Raw genomic sequence first — 16440 nt, forward strand, 5'->3', positions numbered from 1 at the left:
TCCTAGAGGGCTGCGGCGTGGGCGGGGACGGCGGGAGTGGCCTGGTGCTTTCGGAAGCCGTTGCGGGGGATGAAGCGGCCGGCGGCGCCGGGGTCGTGGAAACCTTCGCTGTCCAGCACCACCCGGCCGTTGGAAACAACGACGGCGGGCCAGCCGGTCAGGGGCTTCCCGTCAAAGGGCGAGAAATCCGTTCCCATGTGCAGGGCGGTGCCCTCCACCACACGTTCTTCTGTGGGGTCGAAGACCACCAGGTCGGCGTCGAATCCTTCGGCAATGCGGCCCTTGCCCGGGACAGCATTAATCCGTGCCGGCGCAGCCGAGAAGGCTTCAACGAAGTCCTCCACTGAGGCGCCGGCGGAGGTCATGGCCGTAAACGTGACAGGCATCCGGGTTTCCACACCGGGCAGGCCGTGCGGCATGGCCCGCACGTCGTCCGTGCGCTCCCGTTTCTGGGACAGGTCGTAGCAGGAGTGGTCCGAGGACATGGTGTGGATGGCCCCCGAGGCGAGCCTCTCCTTGAGGGCGGCCACCGTTTTGGCGTCGCGCATGGGCGGGCAGCAGGCGAACCATTCCGGGAAGGCCGAGCCGTAGACGGAGTCATCCAGCGTGACGTAGTGCGGGCAGGTTTCCGAGAAGGCATCCAGGCCCCGGGCCCGTGCCTCCGTCACCAGGTCCACGGCGCCCGGCGTTGACTGGTGGACGAAGTAGACGGGAGCGCCGGTGTATTCGGCCATCGCCAGTGTTTCCTTGACCGAAATTTCCTCGGCGAGTTCGGGCCGGGTCCGGTGCAGGTGCGTGATGCCGATACGTCCGTCCTGGGCGTGCTGCTCCGTGCAGTCCGCAATGATGGGATCGTGCTCCGCATGGATGTACGTCAGCCCGTCCAGGCGGACCATCTCCCGCATGACTTTCAGGATGGTGTCCCCGTCCGCCATGGTGGTGCCGCGGTTGGTGGTGTACATCTTCACCGAACGCACACCCTCGGCGGCGAGCTGCTCCAGCTGCCATGGCACCGTTTCGTCCCAGCTGATGACGGCCCCATGGAGGGCCACATCGCACCTGGATTCGGTGGCCAGTTCCTTCTTGTGCAGGACGGCGGCAAGGGGTGTTTCCTGGGCGTCGCGGGGGATGCCGAAGTCGATGATGGTGGTGGTGCCGCCCCACAGGGCCGCTTTGGAGGTGGTGCGGTAGTCGTCCAGGGTGCGGAACCGGCCCGTTACCTGGGCTACGTGGCAGTGCCCATCCACTCCGCCGGGAATCACCAGGCGGCCGGCGGCGTCGATGGTCCGTGCAGCGGCCGGCACGGCTTCGGTAGCGTCGAGGAGTTGGGTGATGAGGCCGTCCTGCACCAGGATGTGGGCGTTCCGGCGGCCGGAGCTGTTGACTACGGTGGCGTTGGCAATGACGAGGTCTGGCTGGCGGGACATCGGTGTCCTCTTTCTCGAAATGAGGCGTTGGGGTTAGGCGGTTGGTGCCGGATGGAGGGCGCGCTGGCGGGCGGAGAGGGCGGCGTCCAGGTTTTCGCTCAGTCCCTTGCGGCCCTTGACGGGCGGCGGAGCGAAGGCGCCGGCGCGGTGCGGTCCGGACTGGAGCCCTGCCACCGCCTCGGCCATCCGGATGCCGGCGGAGATCCCGTCCACCACAGGCACGGGGATTTGCCCTGCGAGTTCCCGGGCGAGTCCCGCGAGCGGGGCTCCGGCGAGGATAACGACGTCGGCTCCGTCCTCCGCGACGGCCTGCCGGCTCAGTGCCAGGAGGGTTTCCTTGAAGTCCTGCTGGACGGAGCCGATGCTGTTGAGGGATTCGTTGATGGACCTGATGGAGGCCAGCCTTCCGGCCAGGCCGAACCGCTCCACGCAGTCGCGGTACCAGGGTTTGATCCGGTCCGAGATGGCGATGATGGAGAAACGGTGGCCCTGCAGCGCGGCGGCGCACAGAGCAGCTTCGGTGATGCCGACGACGGGAACGCCAGTGAGTTCCTTCAGCGCCGGCATGCCGGGGTCGCCGAAGGCTGCCACCACAACGGCATCCACGGGCTCGGCTCCCGGGCGGGTGTGCTCCGCGATGATTTCGGCCACGGCGCCGGCGGCGAGAAGGGATTCAAAGCGCGTCTCGATGTACTCCACGCCGTGGCCTGCGGTACGCACCAGCAGTTCGGTGCCGGCCGCGGCCGAGCGGAGGGCCTCGGATTCGATCAGGGCGGTGACATCGTCGCTGATGTTGGGGTTGATGACCAGGAGTCGCATTATTTCTTCCGGTGGAGTTGGGGTTCGGTTTTCTGGAAGTCCTCGGGAAACTGCTCGCGGTACTTGCCGATATGAGACGCGGATTGTGCTGCGGCCCGGTCCGGGTCTCCGCTGGCGATTGCCGCGTACAGCTCGCGGTGTTCATGGATAAGTTCGGGCAGGTCGCTGACATGGCGGAACAACCAGTGCATTCGGCCCTGAAGGGGCTCCAGGGCCGACTTGAGGAAATTGTTGTCCGCGATGCCGGTGATGGCATCGTGGAATTCACTGTTGGCCCGGTGCGCGTCCATGACGGCCCCCTTTGCCAGGAAGCCTTCGGCGCTGTCCAGGAGCGCCAACAGGTACGTGAGGTCGTTCTGGGTGGCCCGTTGTGCGGCAAGCCGGCACGCCAGGACTTCCAGGGACTGGCGGACGTCGAAGAGGTCTTCTACATCCTTGGGGCTCAGTGAACTGACTTCCGCTCCGCGTGCCCCACGGTCGCTGATGAGGCCTTCCTGGCGGAGCATGCGCAGCGCTTCACGGACCGGCAGCCGGGATACGGAGAATTCTGCTGCGAGGTCGCGTTCCACCAGCCGGGTGCCGGGAGCGTAGTGTCCTTCAAAAATCCGGGTGCGGAGGGTGTCCCGGACAGTCTCGCGAAGGGGGCGGTCCTTGTCCTGGGTCTCTTCTGCGGTCAGCATGATGCTCCATTTTCGATTCTTGGTATGACACGGCTCCCGGCAGCGGGGGCGCGGATTGCGTATTGCCTCGGATGGCCAGCTTAGACAGGAAGCCGCTTGTTGTAATTCAGGGTCAGGACGGAGGCGCCCATGATGATTGCGGATCCCACGAAGTACAGCAGCGCCCAGGTGTAGGAGCCCGTGGCACCAACAATGAGTCCGACGGCGATGGGTGTGACGAAGCCGGAAATGTTGCCGCTGAAGTTCATGGCGCCGCCCAGCACGCCGGCGTTGGTGCGTCCGCCCAGGATGGAGGGGATGCTCCAGAACAGGCCAACCCAGCGCAGGAAGAACATCACCAGGGAGAGCAGTACGACGGCGGTGGTGGGGTCTGCAACAACCGTGACGCCCACCAGGCCGCCGATGACCACGGCGCTGGAGATGCCCAGGAGCGTGCGCATGACGAGGTTGGCCGAGGCCCCGGCTGCCCGCCATTTGTCCGCGATGGTGCCGCCGATGATTTCCCCGACGAAGCCTGCACCGAAGATGACGAAGGTGGACCAGCCGATGGTCTTCAGGTCAAAGCCCTTGGCCTGGGCCAGGTAGAGCGGGCCCCAGGTCAGCAGGCCGTAGAAGACGCCGTTGAATCCCAGCCAGCCCAAGCACATCGCCCAGAAGGAACGGAACTTGAGGTAGGGGAGCAGTGCCCGCTTGCCCTGACCGCCGTCCAGCTTTGCCTCGGCATCCTCTGCCGCGTGCGAGGCCTCGATGTAGGCGGCTTCCGCCTCGTTGACGCCGCGGTGCTCGCGGGGGTTGTCGCGGACGTACCACCAGACGGCCAGGCCCATCAGCACGGTGGCGGCACCGGCGACGACGAAGGACCAGCGCCAGCTGCCGGTGGAGGCGATCAGGGCTGCAATGATGATGCCGCCCAGCCCGGCACCGAGTGGCGCACCGGCGTCCAGGATGGTGGCGCCGCGGCCGCGTTCGGACTTGTGCATCCAGATGGCGTTGAGTTTGCCGCCGGCAGGCATTACACCGGCTTCGGTGACTCCAATGCCCATCCGGGCGATGAACATGCTGAGGAACCCGCCGGCCATGCCCGAAGCGGCGGTGGCGGCGCCCCAGCCGATGCAGGAGGCGGTCATGACTTTGCGGGGCCCGAACTTGTCGATCAGCCAGCCCACCGGGATCTGCATCACGGCGTAGGTCCAGAAGAAGGCCGAGAGCAGGAGGCCCACCAGTTCAGGAGCGAGATTGAACTCCTTCTGGATGATCGGGAGCGCAACGGAAATCGAGCCGCGGTCAATGTAGTTGACCGCAACCAGGACCAGCAGCAGCAGGAAGAGCTTCCAGCGGACGGCAGTGCGCCGTTGCACGCCGTCCTTGCCGGGTTCGCTTGATGGTTTGCCGGTGGTGCCTTCGGCAGCTGCCGGCGTTGTTTCAGTGTTGGGGATGGACACAGCTTCTCCTTCACGGGGAAGTTTACGGATAGGGAAGGTACGAATTGTGTGTGCGGACCGGGATGGGACGGTGAAAGGCCCGCAGAGAGTAAGACAGGATCAGTACGGCGATCCGGAGCGCCGGACGGATGATCTCCTTTTGGGATCCCAATTTGGGATCCCAAAATCAAAGGTAGGAGTGACCCGCGCCACTGTCAAGGGTTTTCGCATTCTGCGGGTGGAGACCCCGCTAAATACCGATTGTGACTGCCCCAAATCCCAACTAGGTAGCGCTAAGTGGCGTTATAAAGCTCGAAAACGACACTTAGCGCTACTTAGTTGGGCGGGCGGCTACTGAGGGGAGCCGGCGCGCTGGTGCGCGAGGATTTCGGCGAGCTCTGCGAGCCGGTGGGCGCGGGCCGATTCTGCCGGCGTGAACGGTTCCCCGGGCCGGACGAAGGTGATGGGGCCATGCCAGGCGGTGGGGATCTTCAGGAGGGTCCCGGCGTCGTGCTTCTCCAGCACCGAATCTGCAGGGGTGAGGATCCTGGCTTGGAGGAGTTCGGCCACCGCCAGGGGGAGCTCGTCCGGTGCGTCGGCGATCCGCGCGGCGAGGCTGAGGGCCTTGGTCTGCCCGTCGGCCATCGCCAGGGCCGTAGTGGGCCAGACGTGCGAGCGGGTGCCGCCCCCGTCCTCCAGCGCGTCCAGGAGTTCGCGTTCACCCAGGTGCCCCGGGGCCGAAAGGACAAACTCGTCCAACACGCCACCGGCCACGGGGTGCACGTGGATGCTGAGGATATTGGTCCCGGTCCTCGCCAATGCCCGGGTCAGCTTTTGCAGGGACCCCGGCTCATCGCGCAGGACGGTCCGCGCCCGCCAGAGTGCAGGGGCGGCACCCAACTTCCGCCGGTGGCGCAGCGCCGGCGCGTGCAGCCACCCGCGCAGGATCCGGGCTGCCGACGGTTCGGCCACCCAGATCACCAGCACCGTGGCAGTGAGGGTGAGTACCAACACCTTGGCCACGTACGGCAGGTGGGTTTCCACCACCACGGCGTGCACCAGGAGTTCGATGGGCAGCATCACGGCCACGTTGGCCAGGGTCAGCCGCGCTTTGGGAGGTTCGGGCATCATGCCGCAGACTTCGCAGCTCAATTCGGCCGCGGGCGTGTTCCGTGCGGGAGGCTTCATGTCTCAAGCATCGGCCGGGGCTGTTTCGGTGGTGTTGCCCCATGGTTCCATTCATGGGAACGGCATATCCGGCTGGGGAGGGCTGCGCCGTAGGATTTAGCAGGAACGTCAGCGCGGCCGCCCGATAGAAATCCACCCGCCCCGCAGGAAGGCGCCGCCCGTTGAAGCTGCTCGCCGAGATGTTCAGTATTGGTCCCGGCAATAAGGACCACCACCCCGCGCTGCGGTGCGCCGTGGGAGTCTTCGTTCCGCTCCTCACTCTGGTGTTCCTGGGCCGGCTGGACCTGGCCATCTTCGCGTCCTTCGGCGCCTTCACCGGCATCTACGGCCGCGGTGAGCCGCATGGCACACGGTTCTCGCTGCAGTTGCGCGCCGGTCTGCTGATGCTCGCGGTCATCCTGCTGGCCACCCTCGCGGCCCGGACTGCAACAGCCCTCAACCTCGACAGTGCCGGCACGGCTTGGCTCCTGGTTCCCGCCACCACCCTCGTGGCCGGCGCCTGTTCCCTGATCATCTCCTGGTGGCGGATCCGTCCCGCGGGCTCGCTGTTCCATATCTTCGCGTTTGCGGCCATCGCCTCCATTCCCAACCAACCGCCGCTGTGGCAGGCCATGCTGGTGGCCGTGCTCACCTCTGCGTTCTGCCTGCTGATCGGCTTCTCTGCCAGGGTCCTGCCCAGCCACCGGACCCCGTGGGTCCGGCCCCGGCGCGTCCGTCGCACGCCCAACGAGAAACGCGCGGCCTGGCTGGAGGGCCTGGGCTACCTCATCGCCGCCGGACTCGCCGGCTCCCTGGCCACCTGGGCGGGGGAGCTGCTGGGGTTCGGGCACAATTACTGGGCCATGGTCGCTGCCGTGGTGCCGCTGGTGGGGCACACCACCCGGCACCGCGTCCGCCGCGGCATCCAAAGGATCATCGGCACCATCCTTGGACTGGTGATCCTGGCCGGGATTGTGCTGCTGCACCTGGAGCCATGGCAGACCGTGCTGGTGATGGCCCTGTGCCAGTTCGGGGCCGAAATGTTCATCATCCGCCAGTACCTGCTCGCCCAACTCTTCGTGACGCCCCTTGCCCTCATTTCCACCCTCCTGGTGGTGTCGTCCCCGCCCGACATCCTGCTCCGGGACCGCATCATCGAGACGGTGATCGGGGCCGCCGTCGGCATTTCCGTAGTGCTGGCGCCGGGAGCCTGGCGCCGGTTCCGGGAACGTACGACGACGGGTCCCGGCAAGGTGGCTCAGTCTCCGCCGGCGCGGCAGGGGTAGGCTGGAAGCAGTCCATTGAACGGAAACGGGGTGCGTGGTGGCCAATTCCCCTTCCGGCGACTCCGTGGTGGACCGGATTGTCCGCCTGATCGCCGCGTTTCCGCAGGATGTGGGCGCGCTCCAGCTCTCCGAACTCGCCGAACGCGCCGGGCTGCCACTGACCACCACCCACCGCCTGGTCCGCCAACTCGCCGGACATGGACTGCTCGATACCGGCCCCGGCGGTACGGTCCAGCCGGGTCTCCGCCTATGGGAGCTCGTGAACCGGACGTCCCCGGCGCTGGCGCTGCGCCAGGCCGCGATGCCGTTTATGGAGGACATCCAGCACGTCCTGAACCAAAACGTGAACCTGGCGGTGCTTGACGGCTGGGAGGCGCTTTTTGTGGAGCGGCTGTCCCGGCGCGGTTCGGTGGCCAACCGCGCCCAGGTGGCGGGCCGGATGCCCGTCCATATCTCGTCCGCGGGGCTGGCATTGATGGCCCACCAGGACAGGTCGCTCCAGCGCGAGTACCTGGACCAGTTCGTTGATCCCGACGGGAAGCTCACCAAGGAGGACGTCCGGACCCTGCTGGCCGAAACGGCCCACCAGGGCTTCGCCCAACTGAAAGGTGTGGTGGATCCGGACACTTGGGGGATTGCTGTCCCCGTGCTCAACCGCAAGCAACGTGCGGTGGCATCGCTCGGCGTCGTGGTTCCTTTGCGCGAGATGCGCCTGCAGGCCCTGGTGCCGGCGCTGCAGACAGCTGCCCGCGGCATCGCCCGCCAGCTGGCCGACTCCTAGCGGACCATTCAACGGAATTTCCGTGTCGGGAATCACCACCGGTGGCGCACACTGATTGCCAGACCCACCAGCCCGGCGCCGCCCCCGCGGAGCCCCGCAACGAAGCGAGACACGCCATGCCAGCACGCAAGACCATCACCACCCAGGTGGCCATCATGGGAGCCGGGCCCGCCGGGCTGATGCTCTCCCACCTGCTGGCGAAATCGGGCATCGAGTCCACGGTCATCGAAGTCCGCAGCCACGAGGACATCGCCCACACCGTCCGCGCCGGCATCCTGGAACACGGCACCGTCAACCTGCTGGTGGACAGCGGAGTCTCGGACCGGGTGCTGCGCCAGGGCGACCGGCATGACGGCATCGAACTGCGTTTCAACGGCGAGAGCCACCGCGTGGACTTCAAGGACCTCGTGGGCGAATCCGTGTGGCTGTACCCGCAGACGGACGTCTTCCTGGACCTCGCCGCACGCAGGAAGGACGACGGCGGTGACGTCCGCTACAGCGTCACGGACACTTCCATCCATGATCTTGAGGGCAAGCCCAAGGTCTGGTTCACCGACGCCGACGGCGTGGAGTTCGAGATCCAGGCGGACTTCCTGGTGGGCGCGGACGGTTCCCGCAGCCACTGCCGGTTCCAGATTCCGGAGGCGCACCGCAAGTGGTACTTCCACGAGTACCCCTTCGCCTGGTTCGGGATCCTCGCCGAAGCGCCGCGCAGCTCGGATGAGCTGATCTACGCCAACTCGGACAACGGCTTCGCCCTGATCAGCCAGCGTACCGAGACGGTGCAGCGGATGTATTTCCAGTGCGATCCCAAGGAGAACGTGGCGGAGTGGGATGACGACCGGATCTGGGCCGAGTTCCGCAGCCGCGTCAACGGCAACGGCTTTGAGCTGAAGGAGGGGCCGGTCATCGAGAAGATGGTGCTGCCGTTCCGCAGCTTCGTCCACACTCCCATGCGGCACGGCAACCTGTTCCTTGCAGGGGACGCCGCGCACACGGTTCCGCCCACCGGGGCCAAGGGCCTGAACCTGGCCATCCATGACGTCAAGGTGCTCTTCGAAGGGCTGGACAGCCACTACAACTCCGGCTCGGACCGGCTGCTGGAGACCTACAGCGACCGCGCGCTGGAGCGCGTATGGAAGGCCCAGCAGTTCTCCTACTGGATGACCACCATGCTGCACACACCCGCCGGCGCCGACGACTTCTCCCGCGCCCGGCAGCTGGGTGAACTCCACTCTGTGGTGACTTCCCGGCATGGCATGGCCTACCTCGCCGAGGCCTACACCGGCTGGCCGGGCGCGAGCTAACCCAGCAGCCGCCGGACTGCCGCAGCGATGGCTGCAGCGTCGGGTTGCTCATCGCGCCTGACGGTGAGCAGATGGAGCAGCACGCCGTCACCGTAATCAGCCACGTCCCGGGCACGGGCCGCTGCGTCGGCTATCCCCAACGTGGCAAGGGCCTGCTCCAGGCCGCCCACCAGCCGGAAATGCCCGGCTGTTACCGACTCGGGCTTGTCCAGCGAGAGCGCCATCCGGGCGCGGGTGAGGCCTGCGTGCTGGCCGGCCAGGGCGGTCACCAGGGCGGCCAGTTGACCTGCCAGCTCCTCAATATTCTGCGGGGGACCGGCCGGCCCCTGGTCCTGGAGGAGTGCCGCGTCCAGCTGCTCCAGCCGGTCCAGAACCGCTTCAACGAGGGCAGCGCGGTTCCGGTAGTAGTTGGACGTGGTGCCTTCCGTCAGTTTCGCTGCTGCGTCCACCCCCCGGTGGGTGAGGCCCTTCATTCCCTTGGCAGCCACCACCGTGAGGGCAGCATCCAGCAGTTGGGTCCGGCGGTCAGGCATGCGCTCAGTGTAATTGCCTCTTCCGGTTCACTACAAAAGTAGTAAAATCGCTGCCATGGAGACCATCTCGATTGTTGGCGGCGGCATTGCCGGCCTGGCGCTGGCGTCCTGCCTGGACCCGAACCGCTTCGAGGTGACGGTTTACGAGAAGCGGCCGGCGCTGCCCAGCGTGGGGAACGCGCTGGGGATGTGGCCGAATGCCCAGCGCGCCTTGGCCCGGATTGGCGTGCTGGAGGAAGCCCGGGCGGTCAGCCCGGTGATTGGCAGCGGCTCGGTTCGCAACGCCGCAGGCGAGCCCTGGGTCACCGTCAGTGCCGGGGACATGTTCGCGGTTTCCCGCATCGAGCTGCTGCGGCTGCTTGCTGCGGCCGTCCCCGCTACCGTCCGCCGGGTCACCGACCATGTCCAGGCGCTTCCGGACAAGGGCGGCCTGGTGGTAGGGGCCGACGGCGTGCACAGCCTGGTCCGCCGCGAGGGCTGGGGCAGCCGCAGCGCCGCCAAACTCACGCCCTACCTCGCCCTGCGCGGAACCCTTCCCTCGACAGTCAGCCCGGACGTGGTCGGCGAGTACTGGGGCCGCGGCGACTTGTTCGGCATCGCCTCCGCAAGGGGCGGAATGTTCTGGTACGCCAGCTACCGGTCCACGCTTGGCCCTTACGGCATCGACGCGGCGCCAGCCCTGGAACAGGCCCGGGAGCGCTTCGCGGCGTACGCGCCGGCCGTCCGGGAAGTGCTGGCGGCCGCAACGCCCGAGGCCTGCCTGGTGCAGCGGATCTGGACAACTCCGGGCGTCCGTTCCTTCGTTCGCGGCAGGACCGTGCTCATCGGTGACGCTGCCCATGCCATGGCCCCCACCCTCGGACGTGGCGCCTGCGAATCGCTGGTGGACGCGGTCACGCTGGCTGACCTCCTCAACACGCTGCCTGAGGAGCAGGCACTTCAGGCCTACGACCGGCAGCGCCGCCTGCGGACCCGTGCCCTGAGCGTGGCCTCCTCCGCGCTCGCGCGCGTTGCGCTGGCAGAAGGCGGCCAGCCCGTGCGGGACCGGCTGCTCAGCCTGGCCCGACGGCGGCCGGCGGGTGCCGCCGTCGGCAGCAGTTCCGCAGGCTGATCAGCGGACGGGAGCGGCAGCCTTCCCTGCGTCGTCGTCGGACATCATGCCAAGTGCGGAGCCGGGAAGTGCCGCGGGAGGAGGCGCTGCAGGCAGCCGCTTTTTGCCCAGCCCTTTCCGCCCGGACCGGCCGTACACCAGGTACATGGTGATACCAGTGATGACCATGAGCAGCACCGTGTAGACAAAGGTGTTGGCCACGCCCTCCACGCCTTCTGCTCCGTCAGTGTTGGCCTTGATCACCAGGCCCAGGGGCTGGACGAGTGGGTGGGCGAGGAAGATGGCGGTGTCGTAGTCATCCAGCAGGCTGTTGAAGTTCAGGGCGGTGATGGCGGCGGCTGCCGGCAGCACCAGCGGCAGGAGGATCCGGCGGAACACGTAGAGGGTTTTGGCGCCCATGATGGCCGCCGCCTCCTCCAGCGAGGAATTCACGGAGGCGAAGGACGCCTTGAGCATCCGGAGCGTAAACGGGATCTTGACCGTCACAAAGGCGATCAGCAGGATCGCCGTGGTGCCGGTGAGGACAGCGCCGCCCACGAGGGGATTCGGGTGGTCGTAACTGACGATCAGGCCCAGGGCAAGCAGCGCCGAGGGCAGGATCCACGGTATGTGCAGCAGGTATTCGAAGGCCGTGGCCACCCAGTTCCGGTACTTCTGCAGCAGGCGGGCCACGAAGAGCAGGCCTGCGACGGCGATCAGGGCTGCCAGGGCGCTGTACACCACGCTGACGATGAACGGCCGCAACCCCGACTGCTGCGTCAGGACCCGCACGTAGTTCTCCAGCGTCAGGCTGCCCAGGGAGAGTTGCCCGGTCTGGATGGCGGCGCCGTCGGCAAAGGAATACAGCACAATCAGGAGTACCGGCAAGGTGTATACGGCAAAGAGCAGGTACGCCAGGGTGTGGACCACCACGTTGGCTACCTTATTGGTGATCTGCTGCTTCTGCAGCGCCGAGGACACCTTTGACACCGAAAAGTACGTGCCCCCTTTTTCGAGCCGGGACATCACGGCGAGCATCAGGATGGTGGCCACGCCCAGGATGACCGCCAGCAGGGCAGCGAGGTCGCGGGAGGTGGGGCTGTTGGTGAAGGTCAGGATCATCGGCGTGATGGTCTGGAAGTCCCGGCCGCCCAGCACCTGCGGGGCACTCAGGGCGCCGAGGCCGGTCAGGAAGGACAGAATGGTGACGGCGAACAGCGTGGGCTTGAGCATGGGCAGGACAATCCGGCGGAGGATGGTCCAGGTGGAAGCGCCGAGGTTCCTGGCCGCTTCCACGGTCTGGTAGTCGATGCCCTTCAACGCGTTGGCCACAAACAGCATGTGGTTGGTGGTGGTGGCAAAAGTCATGACCACCAGGACCGCGAAGAAACCCGAAAACCAGCCCGGGTCCAGGCCAGGGAACACCTTGACCAGCAGGGATGTGACAATGCCTTTGTCGCCGTAGATGAACTTGTACCCGGCCGCCAGCACAATGCCGCCGTAGATGAACGTGGAGGCGTAGCCCAGAAACAAAATCCTGGATCCCCTGATCCTGAAGTAGTGCGTCACCAGGACAATGAAGACTCCCACCAGGTTCACCGTGATGGACAGTGCCACGGCGAGCAGGAAGCTGTTCCCCAGGGCTTTCATGGCGCGTTGGGAGGAGAACAGTTTCTCCGCGGCCCGGCCGGAGAAACTGCCGTCCGGGAAGAACGTCGCCATCAGGATATTCACGTTGGGCCACACCAGGAACGCGGCGATGAACCAGGTGAGGACAACGCCCACCACCAGGATGAAGGGGGAGCGGGCCATGCTGCGGACCGGCGTGCCGCTCATGGCAGCGGTACCGCCTGGTCTTCCCGCTCCAGCGCCCTGCCTGTCGCAGGGTGGTACTGCAGGACGTGTTCAGGCCGGAGATACACCGTGGCATCACTTCCCGGCTCCGGCTGCGGCCCGCCGTCCTCCCGGACCAGGAGGCGGATATCCGAGCCGTGGCTGCGCACCACGTAGCGGCTGTGCAGGCCATGGTAAGTGCGCGATAGTACCGTGCCGGGAAGTCCGACGGCGGCTCCCCCTTCCGCCCCCGCGTGCAGGGACGCCTTCTCCACCCGCAGGTAGGAGCTGGCGTCCGTGCTGAGCCCCGCTCCTGAACGGCGGTTCAACTCCGCGACGAACTCCGGCGTCAGCGCCGAGCTGTCCCCGATGAAGTTGCAGACGAACTCGGTGGCGGAGTGGTCGTAGATCTCCTGGGGAGTACCTACCTGCTCCACCACGCCCTTGTTGAAGACAGCCACCCGGTCGCTCATCGCCAGCGCCTCGTCCTGATCGTGCGTGACGTAAACAGTGGTGATGCCGAACTGGCTTTGCAGGTCCTTGAGCTGCTGCCGCAATTGGTGCCGCAGCTTCGCGTCCAGGTTGGACAGGGGTTCATCCAGCAGCAGGATCTTGGGCCGCAGGACCAGTGCACGCGCCACCGCCACGCGCTGCTGCTGCCCGCCGGACAGTTCTGCTACGTTCTTGGCCAGCTGATCATCGCTGAGCTCCACCCGCCGGGCGATGTCCCGGACCATGTGGTCGCTGTCCGCCGGTTTCTCTTTCCGTACCCGCAGGCCGAAGGCAATGTTTTCCCACACGCTCATGCTGGGGAAAAGGGCATAGTTCTGGAACACCATGCCCACCTGCCTCCTGTCGCTGGGAAGCCTGGTGACATCCTTGCCGTCCACCCGCACTGTGCCCTTGGATGGCTGGATGAAACCGGCCAAGGTGCGCAGCGCCGTCGTCTTTCCGCAGCCCGACGGTCCCAGCAAGGTGAAAAACTCGCCGGGCCGGACGTGCAGGTCCAGGTTCGGGATGGCGGTGAAATCGCCAAAGGAAACTTCGATGTTGTCCAAGCGGATCATGGCTAACCTGTCTGGTGGAACCGGAAGCGGGCGGGGCTGAACCGGTTACGTCATGTACTCGAGCTCGATCTTCTCCACCCAGGCGCCCATGTTTTCCTGCACGAATTCCCAGTCGATGTCCTGCTGCTTGAGGTCGGCGAAGAAGTCCACCACCTCCGGGTTGGCTTTGGACTGGGCGGTCTTGTTCACCGGCATGGAGTTGAACTTCTGCGCAAACTCTCCCTGCACGTCGGAGCTGCCGAACCAGTCGATGAACTTCTGCGCCTCATCCTTTTTCTTGGTGCCCTTCACCAGGGCTATCTGCTCCACGGCAAGGGGAACGCCGGCGGAAGGAATCACGGTCTCAACGTTTACGTTGAAGGACTTTTCGCGGTCGGCAATGATCGACGACGGCATCTGGCCCATGTCCACTTCGCCGGAGGCGATGCGGGCAAACAGGTCAGTCTTGGCAACAGCGGGGCTGCCGTTCTGGAAGTACTGCTCCACCTGCTTCCAGCCTTCATCCGAAATGCCCAAATCGCCGGAGTCGTCACGGTAACGGCTGAGGATGCCGGCGAAAACCAGCTGGGCTGTGGCAGTGCCCAAGCCCGTTACACGCTCGTAGCGGGCTTTGAATTCGTCCTTCGTCCAAAGGTCAGTCCAGTCCCGGGGCGCGGCATCCTTGGAAATTTTGTCGGAGTTGTAGCCCAGGAGGATGGCCTGCTTGACCAACGGCCAATAGGTTTCGCCGTCCCCCAATTCCTTATCCACGTCGCCGGCCCACGCGGGCTCGTACGGTTCAAGCGCGCCTTCGGCTTTGATCTGGGAGAAGTACATGTTGTTCAGCCCGAATGCGATGTCCGCAATCGGATTGTTCTTCTCGGCGATCAGTTTGTTTGTGGCGTCAGCGCCGCCAGCGCCCACGATCTCGATCTTGAAGCCTGCTTCCGCAGCCTTTGCGCTCAGCCAGTCGCCGCGGCCTTCGCCGTTGGAGTTGGTGTAAACCACCAGTGTTTCGCCGGAACCACCGGCAGCAGCCGGTGACGAATCGGCCGGGGCAGCGGGGGACGTTCCGCCCCCGCCGCATCCCGCGAGCAGGGCAACGGCGACGGCGGCGGCAGCCAAAGTGTGGAATTTACGCACGATCAGGACTCATTTCTGGACTGGAATCGGAGCATGTCCGGCCAGCCTATAGCCGGGCATGGCGAAAATCCGGCTTTATTGCTATCGATTCGATAAACAGCCGGACTGTCCACTGTGGTCCAGTTCGAGAAACGGCTTGCGCCCCGCGCGTAAACCTGGGGTTAACTCTCGTTGCCGCCGGCCGCCGTCGTGCAGTCCTTGAGTCAGTCCTGTTGGAGCGCGTCCGTCAGGTGGTGCGTGGGAATCCTGTCCCGGTCGTAGGTGATTTCGGTGTAGCCGTGCGGCTCCGGCTTGCCGGAGGCGTCGAGGTTGACGAAGACGATCTCCTCAATGGTCAGGATGCTTTGGCGTGTGATCATGTTCCGGACCTCGGCCCGCATGGTCAGCGACGTCCGGCCGAAACGGGTGGCGGTCAGCCCCATCTCGACCAGGTCGCCCTGGACGGCGGAGCTGACGAAGTTGATTTCCGAAATGTACTTCGTGACCGCGCGGCCGTTGCCGAGCTGGAGGATGGCATAAATGGCAGCCTCCTCATCGATCCACTTCAGCAGGCTGCCGCCGAACAGCGTGCCGTTGGCGTTCAGGTCCTCGGGCCGGACCCACTTTCGGGTGCGGAAGGTGATGTCTGCTGATTCCATAGGCAGAGGTTAGCTGAGGTGCGTCGGCGCCAACGAGTATGACGGCCAGGTCCCGCTGCTAGGCCATTGCTGTGTGCGCTGCGCTGCGCGCATGGATGGTCTTCGCGTAGCAATATGAGTGTTCAACGCCTACGTAGGGGCCAAAGTTGGGAACGGGTTCAAAGCCGGAGTTCTCGTAGAAGTTCCGTCCGTCGGGCTGGGCGGAACCGGCTTCGGCCTTGATGCGGGTGATTCCCTGTTTGAAGGCTTCGGCTTCCAGGGCAGCAAGGATGGAGCTGGCCACGCCCGAGCCGCGGGTGTAGGGCAGGACGTAGAGGCGCTTGATTTCCGCCGTCGTCGGGTCAAGGAGCCGCAGGCCGCCGCAGCCCACGGGCTGGCCGGAGCCTTTGTCGTACGCCACGAGGAACACTGCGCAGTCAGCGCTCGACGGGGGCGGGCCTGGTTCGTGGTCCGGCGTGCCAAAGCGGGCGTCGAGTTCGGCCTGCTGGGCGTGGCGAAGGTCGGCGCCCACCGGGTTGGACCAGGCGACCTGCCGGATGTTCAGCCGGGGATTGGTCTGCATGTCTGCCTCGATTCGCCGAAGGGATATGCCTAACAAGGCTAAGAGGCGCGGGTTACGCGGGTGTTTCTTCCCCGTAAGCGGCCGGATAACGCTGCGCGCTAATTCGCTTGGCTGACTAGTTATTAGTTGGTCTAGGATATTTTTATGCGCTCCACAGGCAATGAAGGCTCCGGATATTGGTATGGCCCGGACGGGCAGTTGGACTACAGTGCGGCTGTGCTGAAGTCGCTGCGCGACTACCGCGCGGCCGAGACTGCTGTCCGACGGTCCACGCGCGACTCCATGGGCATGGGGGAGACGGACATTCTCGCGCTGCGCTACCTCCTCCGCGCCCAGGCTTCAGGCAGGAGTGTGGCCCCCAAGGACCTGAGCCAGTTTCTGGGAATCACCAGCGCTTCCACCACTTCGCTCATCGACAGGCTTGCAGCGAGTGGCCACGTCCGCCGTGAGGCGCACCCCACGGACCGGCGCTCGGTAGTAGTGGTTCCCACACCAGAGTCGGACCAGGAGGTCCGGGTGACTCTTGGTGCGATGCACCGGCGCGTGATGGCGGTTGCGGAAGGGCTCAGCGCTGAGGAGGCCCGGGTGGTGGTCGACTTCCTGCAGACCATGACCGAAGCCCTCGAGCATCTCGATGAAGGGCATATAGAAAGTAACTAGGCGGGCTAGCTAGATGGCCTAGCAATATGTATGCTTACGATCAGTTC

General features: G+C 65.5%; 16 protein-coding genes. 5 read left to right on the plus strand and 11 right to left on the minus strand.

Features of this window, described 5'->3' with window-relative positions; all coding sequences use genetic code 11:
- Positions 1–2: 2 nt before the first annotated feature.
- The 5 genes from FNL14_RS02485 to FNL14_RS02505 all read right to left on the minus strand — a co-directional run bounded on the left by FNL14_RS02485 (position 3) and on the right by FNL14_RS02505 (position 5535).
- A complete protein-coding gene (locus FNL14_RS02485; protein WP_142057381.1) occupies positions 3–1427 on the minus strand; it encodes an amidohydrolase family protein in 1425 nt (474 codons plus the stop codon).
- Positions 1428–1460: 33 nt separating this feature from the next.
- On the minus strand, positions 1461–2246 hold the full coding sequence (locus FNL14_RS02490) for an aspartate/glutamate racemase family protein (protein WP_142057383.1): 786 nt from the start codon (positions 2244–2246) through the stop codon (positions 1461–1463).
- Positions 2246–2926, minus strand: a complete 681-nt coding sequence (locus tag FNL14_RS02495) for a GntR family transcriptional regulator (protein ID WP_142057385.1) — start codon at positions 2924–2926, stop codon at positions 2246–2248. Before FNL14_RS02495 ends, FNL14_RS02490 begins: the two co-directional genes overlap by 1 nt.
- Positions 2927–3006: 80 nt before the next feature.
- Positions 3007–4368 (minus strand): MFS transporter, encoded by a 1362-nt coding sequence (locus FNL14_RS02500; RefSeq protein WP_091419513.1) that lies wholly within the window; start codon positions 4366–4368, stop codon positions 3007–3009.
- Between the two features lie 330 nt (positions 4369–4698).
- The gene (locus FNL14_RS02505) at positions 4699–5535 is read right to left on the minus strand and encodes an ACT domain-containing protein (protein ID WP_142057387.1); all 837 of its coding nucleotides are present in this window, start codon (positions 5533–5535) and stop codon (positions 4699–4701) included.
- A gap of 161 nt (positions 5536–5696) precedes the next feature.
- Here FNL14_RS02505 and FNL14_RS02510 point away from each other — a divergent pair, with 161 nt between their 5' ends.
- The 3 genes from FNL14_RS02510 to FNL14_RS02520 all read left to right on the plus strand — a co-directional run bounded on the left by FNL14_RS02510 (position 5697) and on the right by FNL14_RS02520 (position 8888).
- Complete coding sequence (locus FNL14_RS02510) at positions 5697–6800, plus strand: FUSC family protein (protein WP_142057389.1); 1104 nt, start codon at positions 5697–5699, stop codon at positions 6798–6800.
- A gap of 37 nt (positions 6801–6837) precedes the next feature.
- Positions 6838–7581, plus strand: a complete 744-nt coding sequence (locus FNL14_RS02515; RefSeq protein ID WP_142057391.1) for an IclR family transcriptional regulator — start codon at positions 6838–6840, stop codon at positions 7579–7581.
- A 116-nt stretch (positions 7582–7697) separates the two neighbouring features.
- Positions 7698–8888 (plus strand): 4-hydroxybenzoate 3-monooxygenase, encoded by a 1191-nt coding sequence (locus FNL14_RS02520; RefSeq protein ID WP_142057393.1) that lies wholly within the window; start codon positions 7698–7700, stop codon positions 8886–8888.
- Here the strand turns inward: FNL14_RS02520 and FNL14_RS02525 are convergent.
- Entirely contained in the window at positions 8885–9421 is a 537-nt protein-coding gene (locus tag FNL14_RS02525; RefSeq protein ID WP_142057395.1) for a TetR/AcrR family transcriptional regulator, read from the minus strand. The two genes, FNL14_RS02520 and FNL14_RS02525, sit on opposite strands and share 4 nt — an antisense overlap.
- A 55-nt stretch (positions 9422–9476) precedes the next feature.
- On the opposite strand from FNL14_RS02525, the gene FNL14_RS02530 reads away from it, so the two are divergent.
- Positions 9477–10532 (plus strand): FAD-dependent monooxygenase, encoded by a 1056-nt coding sequence (locus tag FNL14_RS02530; protein ID WP_142057397.1) that lies wholly within the window; start codon positions 9477–9479, stop codon positions 10530–10532.
- Here FNL14_RS02530 and FNL14_RS02535 read toward each other — a convergent pair whose 3' ends face one another.
- From FNL14_RS02535 to FNL14_RS02555, 5 genes are all read right to left on the minus strand, one after another.
- Positions 10533–12347, minus strand: a complete 1815-nt coding sequence (locus FNL14_RS02535; RefSeq protein ID WP_142057399.1) for an iron ABC transporter permease — start codon at positions 12345–12347, stop codon at positions 10533–10535.
- The gene (locus FNL14_RS02540) at positions 12344–13411 is read right to left on the minus strand and encodes an ABC transporter ATP-binding protein (RefSeq protein ID WP_142057401.1); all 1068 of its coding nucleotides are present in this window, start codon (positions 13409–13411) and stop codon (positions 12344–12346) included. The genes FNL14_RS02535 and FNL14_RS02540 overlap by 4 nt, the downstream gene beginning before the upstream one ends.
- A gap of 45 nt (positions 13412–13456) precedes the next feature.
- Complete coding sequence (locus tag FNL14_RS02545) at positions 13457–14533, minus strand: extracellular solute-binding protein (protein ID WP_142057403.1); 1077 nt, start codon at positions 14531–14533, stop codon at positions 13457–13459.
- Between the two features lie 203 nt (positions 14534–14736).
- Positions 14737–15171 (minus strand): acyl-CoA thioesterase, encoded by a 435-nt coding sequence (locus tag FNL14_RS02550; protein WP_142057405.1) that lies wholly within the window; start codon positions 15169–15171, stop codon positions 14737–14739.
- 58 nt (positions 15172–15229) lie between these two features.
- Positions 15230–15733, minus strand: coding sequence for a GNAT family N-acetyltransferase (locus FNL14_RS02555; protein WP_091419524.1), 504 nt, complete (start codon positions 15731–15733; stop codon positions 15230–15232).
- Between the two features lie 144 nt (positions 15734–15877).
- On the opposite strand from FNL14_RS02555, the gene FNL14_RS02560 reads away from it, so the two are divergent.
- On the plus strand, positions 15878–16393 hold the full coding sequence (locus tag FNL14_RS02560; RefSeq protein ID WP_142057407.1) for a MarR family winged helix-turn-helix transcriptional regulator: 516 nt from the start codon (positions 15878–15880) through the stop codon (positions 16391–16393).
- Positions 16394–16440 lie beyond the last annotated feature (47 nt).

The organism is Pseudarthrobacter sp. B4EP4b (genome assembly GCF_006680095.1).
Taxonomy (GTDB): Bacteria; Actinomycetota; Actinomycetes; order Actinomycetales; family Micrococcaceae; genus Arthrobacter.

What these genes read in the sequence shown, in the direction of transcription:
- FNL14_RS02485 (WP_142057381.1), bottom strand. Translation starts at nt 1,427, where the DNA reads ATGTCCCGCCAGCCAGACCTCGTCATTGCCAACGCCACCGTAGTCAAC.
- FNL14_RS02490 (WP_142057383.1), bottom strand. Translation starts at nt 2,246, where the DNA reads ATGCGACTCCTGGTCATCAACCCCAACATCAGCGACGATGTCACCGCC.
- FNL14_RS02495 (WP_142057385.1), bottom strand. Translation starts at nt 2,926, where the DNA reads ATGCTGACCGCAGAAGAGACCCAGGACAAGGACCGCCCCCTTCGCGAG.
- FNL14_RS02505 (WP_142057387.1), bottom strand. Translation starts at nt 5,535, where the DNA reads ATGAAGCCTCCCGCACGGAACACGCCCGCGGCCGAATTGAGCTGCGAA.
- FNL14_RS02520 (WP_142057393.1), top strand. Translation starts at nt 7,698, where the DNA reads ATGCCAGCACGCAAGACCATCACCACCCAGGTGGCCATCATGGGAGCC.
- FNL14_RS02525 (WP_142057395.1), bottom strand. Translation starts at nt 9,421, where the DNA reads ATGCCTGACCGCCGGACCCAACTGCTGGATGCTGCCCTCACGGTGGTG.
- FNL14_RS02530 (WP_142057397.1), top strand. Translation starts at nt 9,477, where the DNA reads ATGGAGACCATCTCGATTGTTGGCGGCGGCATTGCCGGCCTGGCGCTG.
- FNL14_RS02535 (WP_142057399.1), bottom strand. Translation starts at nt 12,347, where the DNA reads ATGAGCGGCACGCCGGTCCGCAGCATGGCCCGCTCCCCCTTCATCCTG.
- FNL14_RS02540 (WP_142057401.1), bottom strand. Translation starts at nt 13,411, where the DNA reads ATGATCCGCTTGGACAACATCGAAGTTTCCTTTGGCGATTTCACCGCC.
- FNL14_RS02550 (WP_142057405.1), bottom strand. Translation starts at nt 15,171, where the DNA reads ATGGAATCAGCAGACATCACCTTCCGCACCCGAAAGTGGGTCCGGCCC.
- FNL14_RS02555 (WP_091419524.1), bottom strand. Translation starts at nt 15,733, where the DNA reads ATGCAGACCAATCCCCGGCTGAACATCCGGCAGGTCGCCTGGTCCAAC.
- FNL14_RS02560 (WP_142057407.1), top strand. Translation starts at nt 15,878, where the DNA reads ATGCGCTCCACAGGCAATGAAGGCTCCGGATATTGGTATGGCCCGGAC.